The following is a 21,572-nucleotide window of genomic DNA, read 5'->3' on the forward strand; positions in this document are numbered from 1 at the left end:
ACCGACAAGAAGACTAATTGCACTTAACAATTAAACACCAGGTATTCTATTTTTAAACAAAATATAAAATATACTTAACTTTTAGTGTTTGCTTGAACAAATATACATATAAAAATAATTTTCACACAAAATTATTATAGGTGTTGTAATAAAATATTTACTTTTTTAAAAATACCACTACTAAATTAAACGCATATTAATAATTTATTAAAATATAAACCAAGTTATATTCATTCATCTTAAACTTAGCTTCAAACACTTCTTTTAAGGTTTAACTAAATACCAGCCGACCTTTGTAAGGAATTACCCGAATAAAAATATACCTATCTGAAAGCATAAAAAAACCTACCGAAATTATTTCCGGTAGGCTTAAATGCTGTTATAATAATTTATTAAAAACGCACCAGTTGTGCAAATTGGTCTACCCGGGCCTGTATTTCAGTGGCCTGCAGGTTAACCAACCGTTCAGTGCCAAATTTTTCTACGCAGAAAGAAGCCATAGCCGATCCGTAGATAACGGCGCTCTTCATGTTATTAAAGCTTATATCGTCCGTTTTGGCCAGGTACCCAATAAAGCCACCAGCAAAAGTATCGCCGGCACCGGTCGGGTCAAAAACTTCTTCTAAAGGCAAAGCAGGCGCATAAAATATTTCATTCTGGCCAAATAATAAAGCACCGTGTTCTCCTTTTTTAATAATTAAAAACTTAGGTCCCATGGTCATTATTTTTTTGGCCGCTTTAACCAACGAATATTCGCCCGAAAGTTGACGAGCTTCTTCGTCGTTGATAGAAAGCACATCTACCAGGGCAATGGTTTTTACCAGCTCGTCGTAAGCAATATCCATCCAGAAATTCATGGTATCCATTACAATAAGCTTGGGGCGGTTGTGCAGGCGTTCAATTACGGTGCGCTGCACTTGCGGCGCCAGGTTGCCCAGCAACAAATATTCGCAGTTCTGGTAAGCCTCCGGAATAATCGGGTCGAAATCGGCGAGCACGTTTAGTTCGGTTACCAATGTTTCGCGGCTGTTCATGTCGTTAAAATAGCGGCCCGACCAGAAGAAAGACTTTTCGTTTTCTTTGATCTGCAAACCGGTGGTATCTACGCCGTGCGCCTGAAACATTTGGATATCTTCCGGCAGAAAATCGCCGCCTACTACCGCTACCAGGTTTACCGGCTTTACAAAATACGACGACGATAAGGAAATATAAGAAGCCGCACCGCCCACAATTTTATCGGTTTTGCCAAATGGAGTTTCCAGGGCATCGAACGCCACCGACCCAATTACTAATAAGCTCATTTATAAATTAATTAATAGTGAATTACAAATATTGATTTGCGGGCAAAATTAGGATTTTATTTTAAACTAATTAGGTAAGAGCCACTTTTAGATAAAAAGCAACCTTGGTTAAATAACGTGATTCCTTTATTGTGGTAGTACTAACATCATTCCTAACGCCTGAATAGGGATATATAAAGCTAAAACAAAAAAGCCTCTGCATAAGCAGAGGCTTTTTGGGGTGGGAGACGGGGCTCGAACCCGCGACCCCCAGAATCACAATCTGGTGCTCTAACCAACTGAGCTACAACCACCGTATTATTTAGTGATGCAAAGGTAACACACTATCTTTAGTTTTTCAATAGAGAACAGATATTTTTTTATTTTTATCGGGTAAATAATAAACGCTCCCCCATTTTACTTTCGTCGAACTGGCCTTTGGCGTAAGCCAAATGCCCCGAAACAAAGGTATGCGTAACTACTCCGGCAAAAGTTTGCCCTTCGAGCGGCGACCAACCACATTTATACCGAATATTTTCTTTCGCTACCGTTTGGGTTTGGTTTAAATCTACCAGCACCAAATCGGCCCAGTAACCTTTGCGCAGGTACCCACGCTTTTCTATTTCGAAACATACGGCCGGGGCATGGCACATTTTTTCTACTACCCGCTCCAATGATATTTTTCCTTTTCTATAAAAATCGAGCATCAGGGCCAGGCTATGCTGCACCAGGGGCAAACCAGACGGCGCTTTTTTATATAGGTTTTGTTTTTCGTCCCAGGTATGCGGCGCGTGGTCGGTAGCAATAATATCCAGCTTATCGGCGAGCAAAGCCGGCAGCAGAGCTTCTTTGTGGCGCTTTTCTTTTATGGCGGGGTTGCATTTAATCTGAGAACCCAAGGTTTCGTAATCGCTTTTATCGAAATACAAATGGTGCACACAAACTTCAGCGGTAATCCGTTTTTCGGCCAATGGAATATCGTTCCGGAATAACGCCAGTTCCTTGGCCGTAGAAATGTGCAGAATGTGCAACCGGGTATTATGCTTTTGCGCCAAAGCCACCGCCATAGCCGACGATTTATAACAAGCTTCTTCGTTCCGGATTTCGGGGTGGCAATGCATGGGAATATTTTCGCCGTATTGCGCGTCGTACTGGGCCTGGTTAGCCCGAATGGTGGCTTCGTCTTCGCAGTGCACCGCAATAAGCATGGGTGCTTCCTGGAATATTTTTTCCAGTACCGCCTGGTTATCTACTAACATATTGCCCGTAGACGAGCCCATAAATATTTTGATACCACAAACGTTTTGCGGATTGGTTTGCAGCACTTCTTCCAGGTTGTTGTTGGTAGCGCCCATAAAAAAAGAATAATTAGCCAAAGAGCGTTGGGCTCCTATGGCGTATTTCTGGATCAGCAATTCCTGGGTAGTGGTATTGGGTACAGTATTGGGCATTTCCATAAACGAGGTTACCCCGCCCGCTACCGCCGCCCGCGATTCCGAAAATATATCAGCTTTTTGGGTTAGGCCTGGTTCCCGAAAATGCACCTGATCATCAATAATACCGGGCAGCAAATATTTACCATCGGCCTCAATTACCTCATCGGCCGGCAAATTAATATTTTCAGAGATTTGCTGAATAAAGCCATCTTTAACATAAACATCGCTCCGAAAAATTTTACCTTCGTTTACTAACTGGGCATTGCGGATGAGGTAGGTTTTCATTTATAGGATATTAAATATTCGAATTTCGATTTTTAGTACTGGTAAGTTAAGCATTACAGATTGGCAGCAACCCAATAAAGGAGTAACTGGTATCTGGTTTTCTGCAATCATTACCAGAAACAAAGCAAATAAAGATGTGCTTACAAAGCAAATCCGCTCCGTAACAAACGCGCATCTCTTTTCCTTTAGTACTAAATATTATATCAGAACTACATTTTGAATTTATACTTAAGCTGATTATGCGTAGTAGTCAGATACCGGCGGTAACCATCTAATTAAAAGCCTAAAAGACGCCCATTAAATCTAATTTCTGACAACTAAAAGCTAATCACGAACAACTAATTCCTCAGAACTAATCACTACAAGCCAATTTACCGTACCTTTGTATAAACGTATATCTTTATGGCCGCTACTTTCGAAGATTTTAAACTGAACAAACAATTGCTCACGGCAGTGGCCGAAGCCGGTTATACCACGCCCACCCCGGTACAGGAACAAACCATTCCGCTGATTACGGCCGGGCACGATGTAATGGGCATTGCCCAAACCGGAACCGGCAAAACGGCCGCTTTTGTATTGCCTTTGCTCATGAAAGTAAAGTACGCACAAGGTACACATCCGCGGGCTTTAATTGTTGCCCCTACCCGCGAGCTGGCCATGCAAATAGAAGATCATATAAAATTATTGGGTAAGTACACCGATATCCGGTACCTGGCAATTTACGGCGGTATTGGCCCTAAAACCCAAATCGAGAAAATAAAAGCCGGCTTAGATATTCTGATTGCCACGCCGGGTCGACTGATGGAAATTTACCTGAAAGGCGATTTAATACTGAAAGAACTTAAAACCCTGGTGCTGGACGAAGCCGATAAAATGATGGACATGGGTTTTATGCCCCAGATCCGACGGCTTTTAGAAATTATCCCGCGCAAACGCCAGAACTTACTTTTCTCGGCCACCATGCACGAACGCGTAGAAAAATTATCGGAAGAGTTTCTGGAGTTTCCGATGAAAGTAGAAGTTACGCCGGCCGCTACCCCCGTCGAAACGGTTTCGCAGGTGCTTTACCAGGTACCCAATTTGCCCACCAAAATTAATATGCTGGCTTATCTGTTTCAGCAGGAAGCAGAATTTAACCGGGTAATGATATTTACGCGCAGCAAGAAAAACGCTGAGAACGTTTCGAAATTTCTGGAAAGAAAAATGACCGGCGAAACCCGGGTTATTCACGGCAACAAAGGCCAGAACACCCGCATTAATGCCATGGAAGCCTTTAGAAGCGGCGAAGTTCGGTTTTTAGTAGCTACCGATGTTGCCTCACGCGGCATTGATATTAGTGATGTTAGCCACGTTATTAATTTTGATGTACCCATTATTTACGAAGATTACGTGCACCGCATTGGCCGCACTGGCCGGGCTTTGCAAACCGGTGCCTCTATTACCTTTGCCAACGAAGCCGAAATACACCACATCCGGGAAATAGAAAAAATTATTAAAATGCAGATTCCGGAAGCACCTTTACCGCCCGAAGTAATAGTAGCCGAAACTGGTTTTGAAGAAGGCCAGGAAATTGCCCGCGACTTAGACAAGCAGAAGCGCAAAGCCAACCCCGATTTTAAAGGTGCTTTCCACGAGAAAAAAGAAAAACTGCACGAAGGCGTAATTGATAAACGCACCGGCCGGCCGTTCCAGGAAAAAAAACCAACCAAAATCCGGGGTTTCCGCCGGAATAAATCTTAGAAAACAAAAACGATACTTAGGTAAATATCTATAGAAGCTGTTTCGTAGCTATGCTTCGAATAGCCTTTGTCGCCAGTTATGGTGTTATCACCATAACTGACAGACTAAGCTGCTAGAGCTGGCGCAAGTTTAGCAAAGCGTAACTTATACCTAGTTATAATGACCAGTTTTCAACTGGCAGACTGTCCAAAAACTTCTTTTTATCCGTACGCACCAGCTACAAACTGGCACGAGCAGACGGGGAACTGCCCTTAAAACCCCAGGCTAAAGCACCAGGGCAATGCAAGGCTACCTTTAGTCTACGGTGAAAACACCTAGCCAAGTCAATGATTTCATTCAGTTTATAAAATACTAAACAGCTTCATTTATAACCACTGTTGCTTGCTACAGCTTAATGCTTTTTTTGCAATAAGTAAATAACATATTATTCATAACTAAACATTACTTCGGAACTGGTATTGTACGTGGGGTTAGCGGGGAACTGAATTTTATTAACCATTTTTTCTATTTTTAGCTGGTTAATCGTAAAGTCGGTTTCGTATATTTTTTCGATGTAAGGTGCTTCGCCCGGTTTTTCGGCGGTAACAACTATTTTCCGGGGTAGTTTTTCCAGTTGCTGCAACACCGGCAAATTATAAAGCTGGTATTGTTCGCTTAGTTCAGTATTTATAAAAATGAGCGGATTAAAATCAAACTTATCGGAATAGCTTTGAATTTCCTGTACCAGCTTAAACCCGGTATTGGCTACTGAAGTAATTTTATTTAATTCCGGTCCGGCGCTGTAACTGTAAGTATTGGTATAAATAAGTTTGCTACCCGCTTCATTTAGCTGGTAATATTTCATTTCGGCTACCGTACCATTGGCATTATACCGATATTCAAATTTTAAGGTAGCCCCTATTGTGCTCTGTCGCGGCACTTTGGTAACCTGCGTTACCTGGCCGGCCGCATTATAGGTATACAGCCATTTGTACAAAGAGCTGGCCGCAATTACTTCAGTAACCCGCTTGTTTTCATAAGTAAAATCAGTTACCTGGCCAAGCCCCAACGGCTGCACTTGTTTTAAGGTACTATCGGGGTTGTAATGGTAAATGGCCGTTGCGCCAAAGGTTTTCCAGTTAGTACTGCGCAGCAAATATTTGGACGGAGCCTTCTGTGGTTTAGGTTTGTCCGGGATGGGTTCATTGCCGTTTTTACATCCCGCAATCAGCCAAACCAAAGCCAGCAACAGCCCAGCGGTACTTAAATTTTTCATAGTGCTATTTTATTAGGTCATTAAGGATTTAATTTAAATATACCGCTATCCCATTTAGCTATAATTTAATTGGGGCAACTTACTTAATTAAGCAGATTGAATATTTAGCCTAATGGTAAATTAGATAAGTAAAATAGCTTAAGGCACAAACAAGCGTGTACCAGCCAATCGGCTTATGGTCTATTTCCAGACAAAAGTTTAAACCCGCTTGCTAACCTGACCACCTTAACAGCCAAAGAGTTGCAAGCCCAGAAATATTTTTTTAATTTTTATTAGTACCTCTACCGGGCACTAAACAGTAGCTGAAAGTCAGGATGAGCTCAATAGAATATAATTTCCCTCTGATGAGGCCAGAAAAGGACTTTAAAGCGAAGCAGCCAATTGCTACAACACCGGAATGAAATATTAAACTTGTAAAGCAGTATGTAATTTAATGGCGTAAGAAAGGCAAATCGAGGTGGCCTACCTGTGATACCAGAAAAGTAAGGGTTACGCCCCAAAAAAGCGCACTCCATAACATATGCACCAAAATATGGCGTTGCGGTGCGCCTAAAACCGTGGCTACTACCGTACCAATAATAGGCGTTAAAAGAATAGGGGTTAAAAAAGCAATCCCACCCATCCCAAAGCGTTGCCAAACCCTAACCAGGCGGCGGTTCTTTTTTGTAAAAATTGGTTTTTGCTTTTGTCGTTGCTGTTGGGCGTACCACTTCGAAAACAAAGTACCTACTCCCGAAAAGATAAACACACTGGTCATCATGCCGGCCACCGTTAAGGCCAGCGTAGCGCCAAAGGGCAAGCCCATAGATACGCCGGCCAGCGGCCCACCAAAGAACTTGACCATGCTAAGCAAAAAAACAGAAATATATTTTAAAATTTCGGCTGCCACAATTACTAAAAGATTCATCCATTAAATATCGATATACATACGATACTTATTGTAGTTTCACCTAACTATTTTAAGTAAAAAAATAAGATTCTTTGAATCGGGCTAAGAGATATTAAAATTGTAATAATCAAAGAATAAGCTTAGCACCAAAAGCCAAATCGCCGGCATCGCCTAAGCCCGGCACAATATAAGCTTGCTCATTTAGTTTCTCGTCGAGGGCTCCTAACCACAAATTAGCTTCCGGCAAGGCTTTTTGTACGTGTTCAACGCCCTCCGGACTACCAATAACCGAGGCAATATGCACTTGCCGGGGCTGGCCGAATCGTAACATGGCCTTATACGTGTGAACCAAAGATTTTCCGGTGGCCAGCATGGGATCTACCAAAATTAGTACTTTTCCGGCCAACGAAGGAGCAGCCAAATAATCGACATTTACATTAACATCCGAAGAAGCTTCCAGGCGGTAAGCTGCTACAAAAGCACTCCCAGCCTGGTCGAAATAATTTAAAAATCCTTGGTGAAAAGGCAAACCAGCCCGCAATACAGTAGCCAAAACCGGGTAATCGGTCAGGGTTTGTTCTTCGGTTAGGGCCAGAGAAGTCCGGATTTGCTTAGGTGAATACGTGAGCTGGGTAGAAATTTTATAAGCGAGAATTTCGCCGAGCCGCTCCATATTACGTCTGAACCGCAAGCTATCTTTTTGGATAGAAATGTCGCGCAGTTCCGCGATAAAATGGTTGGCAACAGAAGGTTCTTGGTTGAGGATATGAATCATGGACAAAGCCATTTAGAGTGTCAGTTATTATTTATTTGCCATAAATATACTCAAGCCTATGGCTTTGCCGCAAAAATAAAGTTTTTTTTTAGCCTAAGACCTAAATTTTTAAGGCATATTTTTCTTATTTACATTTATTCTCAATAATACTGATTAACAGCAAATTATATACTAAAACTATAAATTATTAAGCTTACTTAACGCAACAATCCGGCACAATAGGTTAATTTCTATTAAACTGCTTCCCCGGAAACAAAGCCAGCCTAGGTGTAAAACAAACCTTTTACTCCTTGCGCCGGCCGTCAGTTGCTAATATCAGATGCTGCGCCGGCCAAGCCAACTAATTTACCAGATAAGAGTAATAAACTTGATCCTTTATTTAAACCTATATTTTAGTAGCTTTCCGGAAAATTATCAGCGCTTATGACCTTGCATAAAACTTACCTGCTGCTCTTACTTTTGTTTCTACCCTTTTTGTCTTCTGCGCAGGGCACTTATGTTCCCCTCGACCGTGATATTTACCATATCATCGACCGCTTACACGTAAAATACAGCGGCAAAGTCCCCGATTTGCATACCGGCTTACGGCCTTACCGGCGCTTAGATGTAGCCAAACTGGCCGAAGAAGCCCACTGGGACCAAAATAATTTATCGGAAGCTGATAAATTTAACAAAGAATATTTGCTTAACGATAATTGGGATTATACGACCCGCGAAACCCGGGCTACCGGCCAGCCTTTGCTCAAATACTTTTTCCGGAACAAAGCCGACTTATTCCATGCCGACGACCAGGATTACAGCCTGCGTTTAAACCCGGTACTGCACTTTCAGGTGGGCAACGATTCTGATTCGGATGGCATGCGCTACGTAAACACCCGCGGCGTACAACTAGAAGGCAATATTAATAACCGTTTAGGATTTTATACTTTCCTGACCGATAACCAAGCCCGGTTTCCGGGTTATGTAAACGAACGCATTCAGCGCGATACCATTGTACCCAACGAAGGCTATTACAAACCTTTTAAAGAAACCGGCTACGATTTTATTACGGCGCGCGGCTACATAAACTACGGTCTCAGCAAAAATATTAATGTGCAATTTGGCCACGATCGCAATTTTATAGGCAACGGTTACCGGTCTTTGATTTTATCGGATTATACGGCACCTTACTTTTTCCTGAAACTTAATACCAAAATCTGGAAGCTCCATTACATGAATCTTTTTGCCGAAATGAATTCGGATTTTGAGTTTCGCGACCAGTTGTTTCCTAAGAAATATTTTGCCTACCACCACCTGAGCTTTAATTTAACCCCGGGTATAAATATTGGTTTGTTCGAGTCGGTGATTTTTGCGCGGGGTAAAGGCCGTTTTGAGTTACAATATTTAAACCCGATAATATTTTACCGCTCCGTAGAACAACAATTAGGCTCTAACGACAACGCTTTGCTGGGTTTTGATTTTAAAGCTAATTTGTTTAAAACCGCTCAAATTTATGGCCAGGTAATGCTGGACGAATTTTTACTAAGCGAAGTGCGGGCTGGCAATGGCTGGTGGGCAAATAAACAATCTTTTCAGTTAGGGGCTAAATATTTTGATGTAGCGGGTATTTCTAATTTAGATGCCCAGGGCGAATTTAATTTTATCCGGCCTTATACTTACCAGCACGAAAACCAATTTACCAATTACCAGCACTACCGGCAACCCCTGGCGCACCCCATGGGTGCCAACTTGTACGAATTAATTGGAATACTGCGTTACCAGCCCACCGGCAAATTATTTCTGACGGGTAAAGCTATTTATACCAAATACGGCGCAGATGCCGATAGTGCCAACTGGGGTTCTAACGTGCTGCTATCGTATAACCGGCACCCCTACAGCAACAGCGGCCAGCAAGAATACGGCCACAAAGTAGCCCAGGTAAATCCTACCAGCCTGGTGCACCTGGATTTAACCGCTTCGTGGCAATTACGGCACAACATGTTTCTCGATGTAAAACAAATTATCCGGCGGCGGCAAAGCGATTTGGCCAGTTTAAACGACAATACTTCTTTTACCTCAGTCTCATTCCGGTGGAATATCCCGCAACGTATCCACGAATTTTAAACAGAAACTAAAAAAGCGCGAAATGCCCGGCGCGGTTCTACTACCCATAGAACCACGCCGGGCACTTTATTTTTTGAATAAAGGTAAATAAATATTACGGGTGACGTTTGTATTAATCCCAGCGGCTCCGGTTAGAAACAGCGTAGCGACCAGCGCCCAGGAAGTAAATAGCAATACCGCCCAACAGAAACAAGGCCGGTAACTCTACGGCCCAACCACCAGATTTACCTAGGCTAAATATTTCGTCAGTGTGGGCAAAGAGAATGGCCCACAACATATTAAAAGAAATAATTAACCCGGCCAGCCGCGCCCGGAAACCCAGGATAACCAGCAAAGGTGCTACTACTTCGCCAATATAAACGCCGTAAGCAATAAAGCCCGGCAAGCCTTTTCCTTCGTGCATTTGCAACAGTCCATCTATACCATTCATTAATTTACTAATACCGTGCAGGAGTAACAATCCGCCAATTGCTAAACGCAGTACCACTTTGCCCGTGTCGGTTGAGGTTGATTCCATAGCTTCTTATTTTAAAAGTGAAATAAAAGATAATAACCTACTAGCCGGTATTTTAAAAGGTCAGACTTTAAGATATTACCTGTATATAGCTATTTATTATACTTAAGCTGGGTAAAACAAGTTTAAATTCTTAAATGCCCGTATAAATCTCTGTAAATGGTAATATTTCTGGAATGTTGCCGTTTACTTATAAAATCCTCACATTTAAATCTTTAACACGATGGCTTTACCTAAATTTTCGGTATTGGTGTTGTTGGTGTTAACCCACATCCTGTACACTTTTGTTATTCACCACGGCTGGGCAAATTACGACCAGGAAAAACCTTTAGATTATACCGGCACAATTCAGTCGGCGGTTTACGAAAATCCGCATGCTACGGCCAAAATAGAGTTTAACCAAAAAACCTGGACCGTGGTACTGGCTCCGACCAGCCGGATGCAGGAACGCGGCATAACCCAAGCCATGTTAAAAAAAGGCACTTCGGTAAGGGTAGTAGGTTATCCGCATAGAGAAATAAAAGACGAAATGCGCGCCGAAAGAATCTTTATTCAGGATAAAAAATACGAGCTGCGGCGGTAAGCATGGGGCTTATTTCTCCTGAGCAACTTTTTAACCTCGAAAACGCGGCCTGGTCGGTGGCCATCCGGCAATCGGTGTGGCTTTACCCGGCTTTAGAAGTGGTGCACCTGGTTGGTATTGCTTTGCTGGTTGGGGCTGCCTTTCTATTTGATTTACGCTTACTGGGCTTTTCGTCGCAACTATCGGTAAGCCAGTTGGCCCAACACGTGTTGCCCTGGTCGCGGCGCGGTTTATGGCTGGTGGTACTGTCTGGAGTATTATTATTTAGTACCAATGCTACCGATTTAGCGGGTAATAATACTTTCTGGTTAAAAATGGCTTTGCTGGTTTTAGCTGGTTTAAATGCCGGCTGGTTTAATTATTTTACATACCGCACGGTAGCTTTCTGGGAAATAAACAAAATTACGCCTCCCGGTGCCAAACTGGCCGCTGTCTTTTCGATCGTGCTCTGGTTAAGCATTATTATTTGCGGGCGTTGGCTGGCTTATTAATCTTAAAAACCTTTTCCCGCTGAATAATCAATGGCTTTAGCTTAAGTTCAAGCTGTTTTTCCGGGACAAAATTACTTTATTATTTAAAGGTAAATATCTGGCTAAAGTACCAATACACCACCTGAACATAGCTCACTACTTCCTGTTCATTTTAAGGCCCATACCGCCATTTAATTTGAGCCAACTAAAATTATTAACAATTTGGGTTTTTTCGCCTCGGCACAAAGGCGTACCTTTACCCTAATGAAAACATATTTACGGATTCTGCAATTCGCAAAACCTTTCGGCGATTTTGTACCGCAATACCTTATTTATACATTCCTGGGCATTCTTTTCGGCCTCTTCAATTTTACGCTTATTATTCCGCTCCTGAATGTATTGTTCGATACGGTAAGCAACCAGGAAGCAACCGCTATGGTACAAAAGCCCAGTTTTTCGCTGGATATTGCTTATATTAAAAGCTTATTTAATTATTATTTTGGCAATATAATCCTGGAAAATGGCAAAGTAGCGGCTCTGCAGTTTGTTTGTATTTTAATTATTATTTCGGTTTTTCTATCTAACCTTTTCCGGTACCTGGGCCTGCGACTAGAGGGTAAAGTGCGGGCCAAAGTTGTACGTAACCTGCGGCACGAGGTGTACGAACGCATTACCCAACTCCAGATTGGTTATTTCTCGAATGAGCGCAAAGGCGATATTATGTCGCGGTTAACCAATGATGTGCAGGAAGTAGAAAACTCGGTGGTTAGCACCTTAAACGTGGTGGTGCGGGAGCCTTTTACCATTGTGGGCCTCTTTGTTATTTTATTTTCGATGTCGGTAAAACTTACGCTTTTTACCGTACTCATTATGCCGCTCTCGGGGTACGTAATCTCCTTAATTTCTAAAAAACTAAAACGCCGGGCCGTACAGGGGCAGGAATCGTTGGGCTCAATTTTGAGTATTATCGATGAAACCTTGGGCGGCATGCGTATTATTAAAGCTTTTAATGCGCAAAACTATGTGCTGCAAAAGTTTAATCAGCAAAATAACCGCTACGCGCGCATTATTGAATCTATCACGAACAAACGCAGCCTGGCTTCGCCAATTTCTGAATTTATGGGCGTAATTGCGGTAGCATGTATTTTATTTTACGGCGGTAATCTGGTACTAAACCAAACCTCCGATTTAAGTGCCAGCGAATTTATTACCTATATTATTTTGTTTTCGCAGGTGCTGGTGCCCGCTAAAGCTATTTCTACGGCCTTTAGTAATATTCAGCGGGGTTTGGTTTCCGGCGACCGCATTCTTAAAATTATTGATACCCAGCCGCTCATCCGCGATACGCCCCAAGCCATAAGCCTGCCCGCATTTACGCAAAATATTGAGTTTCGCAATGTATCGTTTAGTTACCAGCACGAAGCTGTACTTAAAAATATTAACTTGGTTATTCCGAAAGGCAAAACCATTGCTTTGGTCGGGCCGTCGGGTGGTGGTAAATCTACCCTCGTCGATTTATTGCCGCGTTTTTACGATCCTACCGCCGGCGCTATTTACATCGACGGGCATAATATCCGGGATTGCTCGCTTTATTCTTTACGCGAACAAATGGGCGTGGTAACGCAGGAATCTATCTTGTTTAACGATACCATTTTTAACAACATTGCTTTTAACAAAACCGATGCCACCGAGGCCGAAGTAATACAAGCCGCTAAAATTGCCAATGCCCACGAATTTATTTCCCAAACCCCTGACGGCTACGAAACCATCATCGGGGATCGGGGTAGCAAACTATCCGGTGGGCAGAAGCAGCGCATTAGTATTGCCCGGGCCATTCTTAAAAATCCGCCGGTACTTATCCTCGACGAAGCAACCTCAGCCTTAGATACGGAATCGGAAAAACTGGTACAGGAAGCCCTTACCAACCTCATGAAAAACCGGACTTCGGTGGTAATTGCGCACCGCTTAAGTACCATTCAGCACGCCGATGAAATTGTGGTAATGCAACACGGCGAAATAATTGAGCGTGGCACCCATGAACAATTGCTGAACCTGAATGGCTTGTATACCCGCCTAAATCAAATGCAGGTTACGGCGCAGCAGCTTAGCTAAATTTATCGGGTAGGTTAGCAATAATGTTACTTAAAACAAGTATAATACCGGTGCTAAAGAGTTTACGTAAAATAAATATTTACCTACCGCTATAAATAAAAACCACTATGGAAACCCTGAAAAAAATTGTTAATATTCTGGTAATGATTTACCTGGTATTGGCAGCCCTTATTTACTTAGATATTTTAAATATTGGTCAAAAAACAAACCCGGCTTTTTACACCAACTTCTTTGTTGCCGGCGGAATTTTAATGCTACTGGAATTAATCGTTGAGAACGCGTATGTACTTTTGTTGAAGCGCGGCTTTGGACAATATGAACGTAAAATAAACGAGCTAAAAGCCAGCCTCTACGACCACAAACAAGAACTGGTAGATTTAAAAAATAAACATACCGACGAAATTACAGCTTTAAAAGCTGCCCAGGTACAGCACCCCTCACCTACGGCTTACCCCAAAACACCCGTTATGGTGCCACCGCCGGGCCGTTCTTACCCCGAGCCGGTTGCTGGCACCAATAACCCAGCTGGCAATCCTGATTTAATTATTACCCCGGCCCCAATTCCGCCGCGCCCGGTTGAGCCGGAAAATTACCCGTTTAAAAATTCTGATACTGATACCAACCGTGAACCAAAACCGTAACAGCATACTGGCCGAACTAAACGAGGCCCAGCAGGTTTTACATGCTTTCTTAGAAAATCCGCAAAATATTACCCAAATTGAGGCAACCGCCGAATTAATGATTACGGCCATTCGGGCAGGAGGTAAAATATTGTCTTGCGGCAACGGCGGCTCTATGTGCGATGCCATGCATTTTGCCGAAGAACTTACCGGCCGTTATCGCCACGATCGGCCGGCTATACCGGCTATTGCCATTGCCGACGCCAGCCACATGAGCTGTGTTGCCAACGATTATGGCTACGAGCGTATTTTTTCGAGGTACGTAGAAGCCCTGGGCCAACCTGGCGATATTTTGCTTTGTATTAGTACCAGCGGCAACTCCGGCAATATTTTACACGCCGCCACCGCCGCCCGGGCCAAAGGCGTTAAAGTAGTTAGCCTTACCGGCAAAGATGGCGGCCAGTTGGCCCCTTTAAGCGATATTGAAATCCGGGTGCCGCACTTTGGCTATGCCGACCGTATTCAGGAAATCCATATTAAGGTAATTCATATATTAATATTATTAATAGAAAAAGGGGTAGCCGCTTAGTTGCTGCGTGCTGTTAAAAGCCAGGTAAAATCTTTTTTACTGATGCCGGCCATAATGCTTTATTTATCTGAAGAAAAATTAAGATAAGGAATTTAAGCTTTCTGCTGGTTGTTTGGGTGCAAATATTCTTTTATAAGATTTATAAGCCTTTTCATATTTTATGCTCATCAGAACTTTTGGCAGTGCCGTGCACGGGGTTAATGCCTATACCATTACCATAGAAGTTAACGTAACACCGGGCACCCGGTACTACCTGGTTGGTTTACCCGATAACGCCATTAAAGAAAGTGAGCAACGCATCGAATCGGCTTTAAAAGAGCACGGCTACCGCATGCCCCGCCAGAAAGTAGTTATTAATATGGCTCCCGCCGATATCCGGAAAGAAGGCTCGGCGTACGATTTACCCATTGCGCTGGGAATATTGGCAGCTTCGGACCAGATGCGCGGCGAAAAACTAAGTGATTACCTGATTATGGGCGAACTTTCTTTAGACGGTACTTTGCGGCCGATAAAAGGTGTTTTGCCCATTGCTATTCAGGCCCGGAAAGAAGGCTATAAAGGCATTATTTTGCCGATCCAAAATGCCCACGAAGCGGCTATTGTTAATAAACTGGATGTATTGGGCGTAGAAAATATCCGGCAAGCCATAGATTTTTTTGATGAGAAAGCCGATATCCCGCCCCTGAAAATAGATACCCGCGATATTTTCCAGAATACGGTAAACCTGTACCAAGCCGATTTTGCCGATGTACAAGGTCAGGAAAATATTAAGCGAGCTTTAGAAATTGCTGCAGCTGGTGGCCACAACGTCATCATGATTGGTCCGCCGGGTGCCGGTAAAACCATGCTGGCCAAACGTTTGCCTTCTATCTTACCGCCCTTAACCATGCAAGAGGCCCTGGAAACTACCAAAATTCATTCGGTGGCGGGTAAATTGGGCACGGCAGCCTCACTCCTGTCTACCCGGCCTTACCGGGCGCCGCACCATACCATTTCGGATGTGGCTTTAGTGGGTGGCGGCGGGGTTCCCCAACCCGGCGAAATTTCGTTGGCGCACAATGGCGTGCTGTTTATGGATGAGCTACCGGAGTTTAAACGTACCGTGCTGGAGGTTATGCGGCAGCCTTTAGAAGAACACCGGGTAACCATTTCGCGGGCCAAACTCACCATCGATTTTCCGTCTAATTTTATGCTTATTGCCAGCATGAATCCGTGCCCCTGCGGCTACTACAACCACCCCGAGAAAGATTGTGTATGCGGACCGGGTATGGTGCAGCGCTACCTGAACAAAGTAAGTGGCCCCCTCCTCGACCGTATTGATTTGCACGTAGAAGTTACGCCGGTTACTTTCGACCAAATGACCGAGACCCGCCCGTCGGAAAGCAGCGCCACTATTCGGGAACGGGTAGTAATGGCCCGCCAAATCCAGGAAGAGCGGTTTAAAGATTTTTCTGATATTCATTCGAATGCCATGATGCCCTCGCAAATGGTTAAAGATATTTGCCAGATTAACGCCGCCGGCAAAGCTTTACTCAAAACGGCTATGGAACGCTTAGGGCTTTCGGCCCGGGCTTACGACCGCATTTTAAAAGTAAGCCGCACCATTGCCGATTTAGCCAACAGCCCCGAAATAAAAATCGAACATTTGGCCGAAGCCATCCAATACCGAAGTTTAGACAGAGAAGGCTGGGCCGGGTAATTTACTTCTGGACCGCTGAGCCAGATAAAAATTAGTTAGGGAAGTGCCCCAATGAAGGCAATGGTTAAGTACTTTGTCGGGTGATGGCGATTAAAAATTAATATGAAAGCTTATTTAATTTCCAGATTACTGGCTATTAGTATTATTATAGTTCCGGTGCTTACGGGGTTATTTAGGGGTTTACTCCTAAAATCATACAATCCGGCGGGGGTTCCAACATTTGGCACTTATTTTTACACAGGCTGGGGTTATACCTTTTTTGTATATACCTGGACCTATTTAATATTTGTGCTGTTTCCTTATTGTTTCCTGTTTATTCAAACAAACCTGAAGGATCGCTCATTCTTAATAAAACTATTAGTGTTTTATTTTATAATGTTAATCATGGGATTTCTGTTGCCCGATGCTTCTATTATAAAGCTTTTTGTAGCCAGACCTTACCCGGCGGGTTTGTTTTTGTATGGTTTACTTACAATTACCATATGCCCGCTGTGCAATTATGTTTTAAATAAAACGATTAGGCCAGCCTCCCTAAATTAAACCCAATCCAAAGCAGGGTTATCCTACTCTTTTGAGATAACCTTTGTTTTTACCTTTTCAACTTTAAAATAAACCGTTTAACCAAAAGTATAAATCAAGAAATTACTGCTTTCTGTAAAAAATGTAAGGCTACTAAAATATATTGCTTACCTTAAAAGCCGTGTCTTTTAGTAGATTTTACTTTTATAAAATGAAGCAAATTATATATTTAACCTTCGGGCTGGTTGCTCTGGGTATAATAACCGCCGGGTGTAACCCTCGCCCCCTAAACACCTCCGCCCAACACAAACCAATAAAAGTTATTCTGGACAGCGACCTGGGGCAAGATTGCGATGATGCGGCCGTAATGGCCTTGCTACACAAATTTGCCGATAACGGCGAAGCCGAAATATTAGCGACTATGTTTCCGATGGCGGACCCGATGGGAGCCCCGGCTATGGATGTAATTAATACCTATTACGGCCGGCCCAATATCCCGATTGGTACTTACAAAGGCAACTACACCTACCAAGGTAAATTATTCGACCACTACAATACCAAACTGGCCCGGAACTTTGCCCACGACCTAAAACACGGCAATAATGCGCCCGATGCCGTAGCCCTGTACCGCGAAATATTAGCGAAACAACCTGACAAAAGCGTGGTAATTGTGGCCGTGGGTCCCGAAAGGTTGCTGGCTGATTTATTGCAAACCAATCCGGACCAGTATAGCCCATTAAATGGGAGGGATCTGGTAAAAAGAAAAGTAAAATTACTGTCGGTAATGGGCGCGGCTTTTCCGAAAGGCGACGAATGGAATATTAAAATTGCCCCCGATGCCGCTAAACTAATAGCCGAAACCTGGCCCACGCCCCTTGTGTACAGCGGCTTTGAAATAGGTAACGCCATCCGGACGGGTAGCCGTTTACTTACCGAAACCCCGGCAGATAACCCGGTGCGCGCTTCGTTCGAGAACCACCCATTTGTAGATAAAACAACCAAAGACCGCCAGAGCTGGGACCAAACGGCTTTGCTCTACGCCATCCGGGGCACCGAAGATAACTGGACTTTAGAAAGCAAGGGCTATAATTTTATCTTCGAAGACGGCAAGAACGAGTGGCGGCGCGATACCGACAAAGACCACAGTTACCTGATTTTAAAGAAACCGGCTACCGAGGTACAAAAAATAATTGAAGACCTGATGGTTGCCCCGCCCGCTTTAAAGACCAAACCGTAGCCGTTTAAATTTATTCAGGCAAAGCCAATAAATATATGTGAGGTAAGCACTTCCTTTTTTGCCATAATCTTTCTAAATATAATCCGGAAATATTATTCCTCTCCTTTACCATCAGCACCATGAAAATATTGGTACTCAATTTTGCAGCGAATATTTTTAAAACGGTTTTAGTAACCAGCGGTATCATTTTAGGTAGTATTACCGCAACCCAAGCCCAAAGCCGGGGCGAAAACCTCGACGAAGCCAAAGTAGCGCCCTATACTTTGCCCGATCCGCTAAAAACCGCCACCGGTAAAAGCATCACCTCGGCCAAAGAATGGACCAATACCCAACGGCCGGCCGTGTTGCAGTTGTTTCGGGAGCACGTATACGGCAAAATGCCCGGTAAACCCAAAGGCCTGCACTTTAAAGTACATTCGGTAGATCAGGAAGCATTGGACGGTAAAGCCATCAGGAAACAAATAACTGTATTTTTTAACCAGGCCGCCGATGCGCCCACTATGGAAATATTGCTGTATTTACCTAAATCAGCAACAAAACCAGTACCTTTATTTACCGGCTTAAATTTTAGCGGCAACCACTCGGTACACCCCGACCCGGGCATTTTGCTTTCTACCCGCTGGCAACGGAGTACACCTACAAACAAAGTAGTAAATAACCGGGCAACCGAAGCCCACCGGGGCAATGCCGTTAAAAATTGGCCCATCGAAGAAATATTAGCGAGCGGCTACGGGGTAGCCACTGCGTACTACGGCGATTTAGAACCCGACTACAACGAAGGTTGGCAAACCGGTATCCGGACAACGTTAAGCTCAGCGTTAAATATTAAACCCGAAGAATGGAGCGCTATTGGAGCCTGGGCCTGGGGTATGAGCCGCATGTTGGATTACCTTGAAACCGATAAAGGAGTAAACGCCAAACAAGTAGCCATAACGGGTCATTCGCGGTTAGGCAAAGCCGCTTTGTGGGCAGCGGCCAATGATACCCGGTTTGCGCTGGTAATTTCTAATAATTCCGGCGAAGGCGGCGCGGCTTTGGCCCGGCGTAACTTTGGCGAAACAACGGCCATTATTAATACGTCTTTTCCGCATTGGTTTAGCCCCCAGTTTAAAACGTACAACAACCAGCCCGATAAATTACCCGTCGACCAGCACATGTTGCTGGCTTTAATGGCCCCGCGCCCCTTGTATGTAGCCAGCGCGGTAGATGATGCCTGGGCCGACCCCAAAGGTGAATTTTTAAGTGCCGTACATGCCGAACCGGTGTATGCGCTCTTTGGCAAAAAAGGATTAGGGGTAACCAAAATGCCACCTGTCGATCAGCCCGTAGGCCAAACCATTCGTTACCACATCCGCACGGGCGGACACAATATTACCCTGTACGACTGGCAGCAATATATTGCCTTTGCCAACGCTCAGTTTAAAAGATAGTGTAAAATATTACAGGCTTGAAAACAGCAATGGAGTATCTTTTTGATTTCGGGCCAGCATAAAATTAACCCTACCTTAAATTTAAGCTACGCTTTATTAATACTTGCCATGACCACCACTTTTACCCGCTTATTTACCCAATTTTTGCTCTTGGTTATGTTGTTTTTAGCCCAAGCCACTTATGCCCAAAGCTTGCGGGTAAGCGATAACAAACGTTTTTTGGTAAAAGCCGACGGCACGCCTTTCTTTTATTTAGGCGATACTGCCTGGGAATTATTTCATCGGCTTAACCGCGAAGAAGCAAATAAATACCTGCAAAACCGAGCTAATAAAGGGTTTACGGTTATTCAGGCGGTGGTATTGGCCGAATTAGACGGGCTGCGCGACCCGAACCCGTACGGGCACTTACCTTTAAAAAACGAAGACCCTACGCAACCCAATGAAGATTACTTTAAGCACGTAGATTACATTATAAATAAAGCCGATGAGCTAGGTTTATTTATTGGGTTACTGCCTACCTGGGGCGATAAGGTTTTTAAAAACAGCTGGGGAGCCGGTCCCGAAATATTTAACCCCGATAATGCGGAAGCTTTTGGCCGGTATTTGGGTAACCGCTACAAAAACAAGAAAAATATTATCTGGATTTTAGGCGGCGACCGGAATCCGCGGCATGAGCAGGATATTGCCGTTTGGCGCGCCATGGCAGCCGGCATTACGGCGGGTGCCGGCAATGGCAACCCCGATAAGGTACTGATGACCTACCACCCGCAACCCAAGGACCAGGGCGGCTCTTCTACCTGGTTCCACCAGGATGCCTGGCTGGATTTTAACATGTTTCAGACGGGCCACTGCAAAGACAAACCTACCTACGAAAAAATAGCGCACGATTACCAACTGCCCGGCATCAAACCTACTATGGACGGCGAACCCATTTACGAAGATCACCCGGTTTGTTTTAACGCCAAAGAAAATGGTTACTCTACCGCCGCCGATTTACGCAAACCCGCTTACTGGCATTTATTTGCCGGTGCCCACGGCCACACGTACGGTTGCCACGATGTCTGGCAAATGTGGCAGCCCAACCGCAAACCGGTTAATGGTCCGCAGCGGCCCTGGTACGAAGCCTTAGATTTACCTGGTGCCGTGCAAATGACTTATGTGCGCAACCTGATGACCTCCCGGCCCATGTTAACCCGCGTACCCGACCAATCCCTTATTACAGATGCGCTTACCGGTCCTGATCACATTCAAGCTACCCGCGGCGAAGATTATTTATTTGTTTACAGCGCCACCGGTCAGCCTTTTACAGTAAACATGGGCAAAATATCGGGTAAACAGGTAAACGGCTACTGGTACGATCCCCGGACCGGTAAAAGTACCCAGGCCGGCAGATTTAAGAACAGCGGCAGCCAATTATTCACCCCACCCTCCAAGGGCCAGGGCAACGATTGGGTTTTGGTTCTCGACGATGCGCAGAAAAAATTTAAAGCTCCCGGCACCGCTTTTACGGCCCATAAATAAGTGGCGCCGCCTATTAAATAGCATAATTAATTAACGCATGAAATATTCACTACCAGTTCTTTACTGCTTCTTTTTGGTCTGGCTTTTAATGGCCTGCTCTTCTAAAACCAAAACCTCCACCCAAGCCCAAACGCCCCAGACCAAACCCAATATTATTTACATTCTAGCCGACGATTTGGGTTACGGCGATTTGAGCTGCTACGGTCAGGATAAATTTAGCACGCCCCACCTCGATAAAATGGCCGCCGAAGGCATGCGGTTTACCCAACATTACGCTGGCAGTTCGGTTTGCGCCCCATCGCGCGCCGCCCTCATGACCGGCTTACACACCGGCCATACCCGGGTGCGGGGCAATTACGAAATCGGGCCCAAAGGTTTTGGAGCTGGCGTAGAGTTAAAACCCGAAGACCTAACCGTAGCCGAGGTCTTGCAAAAAGCTGGTTATAAAACCGTTTTAATCGGCAAATGGGGTTTAGGAGTTGAAGGCACCACCGGCGAACCTAATAAAAAAGGCT

The 21,572-nt window shown here is 44.3% G+C and carries 18 protein-coding genes and 1 tRNA gene; 12 read left to right on the forward strand and 7 right to left on the reverse strand.

All coding sequences use genetic code 11. The features are described 5' to 3' along the window. Positions 1–392: 392 nt before the first annotated feature. The 3 genes from ACO1R6_RS01060 to ACO1R6_RS01070 form a co-directional block, all read right to left on the reverse strand. The gene (locus ACO1R6_RS01060; RefSeq protein ID WP_486261601.1) at positions 393–1,301 is read right to left on the reverse strand and encodes a PfkB family carbohydrate kinase; all 909 of its coding nucleotides are present in this window, start codon (positions 1,299–1,301) and stop codon (positions 393–395) included. A 216-nt stretch (positions 1,302–1,517) separates the two neighbouring features. Next, positions 1,518–1,594 (reverse strand) — tRNA-His (locus tag ACO1R6_RS01065). Between the two features lie 72 nt (positions 1,595–1,666). Continuing rightward, the gene (locus ACO1R6_RS01070) at positions 1,667–3,001 is read right to left on the reverse strand and encodes a dihydroorotase (protein ID WP_486261603.1); all 1,335 of its coding nucleotides are present in this window, start codon (positions 2,999–3,001) and stop codon (positions 1,667–1,669) included. A gap of 402 nt (positions 3,002–3,403) precedes the next feature. Between ACO1R6_RS01070 and ACO1R6_RS01075 the strand changes: the two genes are divergently transcribed. Then, positions 3,404–4,741, forward strand: a complete 1,338-nt coding sequence (locus ACO1R6_RS01075) for a DEAD/DEAH box helicase (RefSeq protein WP_486261605.1) — start codon at positions 3,404–3,406, stop codon at positions 4,739–4,741. 424 nt (positions 4,742–5,165) lie between these two features. Here the strand turns inward: ACO1R6_RS01075 and ACO1R6_RS01080 are convergent, their stop codons facing one another. The 3 genes from ACO1R6_RS01080 to upp all read right to left on the reverse strand — a co-directional run bounded on the left by ACO1R6_RS01080 (position 5,166) and on the right by upp (position 7,660). Further along, complete coding sequence (locus tag ACO1R6_RS01080) at positions 5,166–5,996, reverse strand: hypothetical protein (protein ID WP_486261607.1); 831 nt, start codon at positions 5,994–5,996, stop codon at positions 5,166–5,168. Between the two features lie 430 nt (positions 5,997–6,426). Next, positions 6,427–6,840 (reverse strand): hypothetical protein, encoded by a 414-nt coding sequence (locus tag ACO1R6_RS01085; RefSeq protein WP_486261609.1) that lies wholly within the window; start codon positions 6,838–6,840, stop codon positions 6,427–6,429. A gap of 172 nt (positions 6,841–7,012) precedes the next feature. Further along, the gene (gene upp, locus ACO1R6_RS01090; protein WP_486261611.1) at positions 7,013–7,660 is read right to left on the reverse strand and encodes a uracil phosphoribosyltransferase; all 648 of its coding nucleotides are present in this window, start codon (positions 7,658–7,660) and stop codon (positions 7,013–7,015) included. Between the two features lie 423 nt (positions 7,661–8,083). On the opposite strand from upp, the gene ACO1R6_RS01095 reads away from it, so the two are divergent. Next, positions 8,084–9,763, forward strand: a complete 1,680-nt coding sequence (locus ACO1R6_RS01095; protein WP_486261613.1) for a hypothetical protein — start codon at positions 8,084–8,086, stop codon at positions 9,761–9,763. A 112-nt stretch (positions 9,764–9,875) separates the two neighbouring features. On the opposite strand, the gene ACO1R6_RS01100 is transcribed toward ACO1R6_RS01095, so the two are convergent. Beyond that, entirely contained in the window at positions 9,876–10,280 is a 405-nt protein-coding gene (locus ACO1R6_RS01100) for a DoxX family protein (RefSeq protein ID WP_486261615.1), read from the reverse strand. A 220-nt stretch (positions 10,281–10,500) separates the two neighbouring features. Between ACO1R6_RS01100 and ACO1R6_RS01105 the strand changes: the two genes are divergently transcribed. The 10 genes from ACO1R6_RS01105 to ACO1R6_RS01150 form a co-directional block, all read left to right on the forward strand. Then, the gene (locus ACO1R6_RS01105) at positions 10,501–10,860 is read left to right on the forward strand and encodes a DUF6152 family protein (protein WP_486261616.1); all 360 of its coding nucleotides are present in this window, start codon (positions 10,501–10,503) and stop codon (positions 10,858–10,860) included. Positions 10,861–10,862: 2 nt separating this feature from the next. Next, the gene (locus ACO1R6_RS01110) at positions 10,863–11,351 is read left to right on the forward strand and encodes a DUF6644 family protein (protein WP_486261617.1); all 489 of its coding nucleotides are present in this window, start codon (positions 10,863–10,865) and stop codon (positions 11,349–11,351) included. A 243-nt stretch (positions 11,352–11,594) separates the two neighbouring features. Next, positions 11,595–13,442 carry an ABC transporter ATP-binding protein gene (locus tag ACO1R6_RS01115; protein ID WP_486261618.1) on the forward strand — a complete coding sequence of 616 codons (1,848 nt, stop codon included), beginning with the start codon at positions 11,595–11,597 and terminating at the stop codon, positions 13,440–13,442. A 107-nt stretch (positions 13,443–13,549) separates the two neighbouring features. Beyond that, positions 13,550–14,083: a hypothetical protein gene (locus tag ACO1R6_RS01120; RefSeq protein ID WP_486261619.1), complete on the forward strand. Its 534-nt coding sequence runs from the start codon at positions 13,550–13,552 to the stop codon at positions 14,081–14,083. Further along, positions 14,067–14,651, forward strand: coding sequence for a D-sedoheptulose 7-phosphate isomerase (lpcA, locus tag ACO1R6_RS01125; protein WP_486261620.1), 585 nt, complete (start codon positions 14,067–14,069; stop codon positions 14,649–14,651). Before ACO1R6_RS01120 ends, lpcA begins: the two co-directional genes overlap by 17 nt. 160 nt (positions 14,652–14,811) lie before the next feature. Beyond that, positions 14,812–16,350, forward strand: a complete 1,539-nt coding sequence (locus ACO1R6_RS01130) for a YifB family Mg chelatase-like AAA ATPase (RefSeq protein WP_486261621.1) — start codon at positions 14,812–14,814, stop codon at positions 16,348–16,350. A 730-nt stretch (positions 16,351–17,080) separates the two neighbouring features. Then, entirely contained in the window at positions 17,081–18,106 is a 1,026-nt protein-coding gene (locus tag ACO1R6_RS01135) for a nucleoside hydrolase (RefSeq protein ID WP_486261622.1), read from the forward strand. A gap of 119 nt (positions 18,107–18,225) precedes the next feature. Beyond that, positions 18,226–19,536 carry a glucuronyl esterase domain-containing protein gene (locus tag ACO1R6_RS01140; protein WP_486261623.1) on the forward strand — a complete coding sequence of 437 codons (1,311 nt, stop codon included), beginning with the start codon at positions 18,226–18,228 and terminating at the stop codon, positions 19,534–19,536. A gap of 108 nt (positions 19,537–19,644) precedes the next feature. After that, entirely contained in the window at positions 19,645–21,057 is a 1,413-nt protein-coding gene (locus ACO1R6_RS01145; RefSeq protein WP_486261624.1) for a glycoside hydrolase family 140 protein, read from the forward strand. 37 nt (positions 21,058–21,094) lie between these two features. After that, a partial coding sequence (locus tag ACO1R6_RS01150; protein ID WP_486261625.1) for a sulfatase-like hydrolase/transferase occupies positions 21,095–21,572 on the forward strand: 478 nt, incomplete at its 3' end.

Source organism: Adhaeribacter sp. (assembly GCF_057359045.1).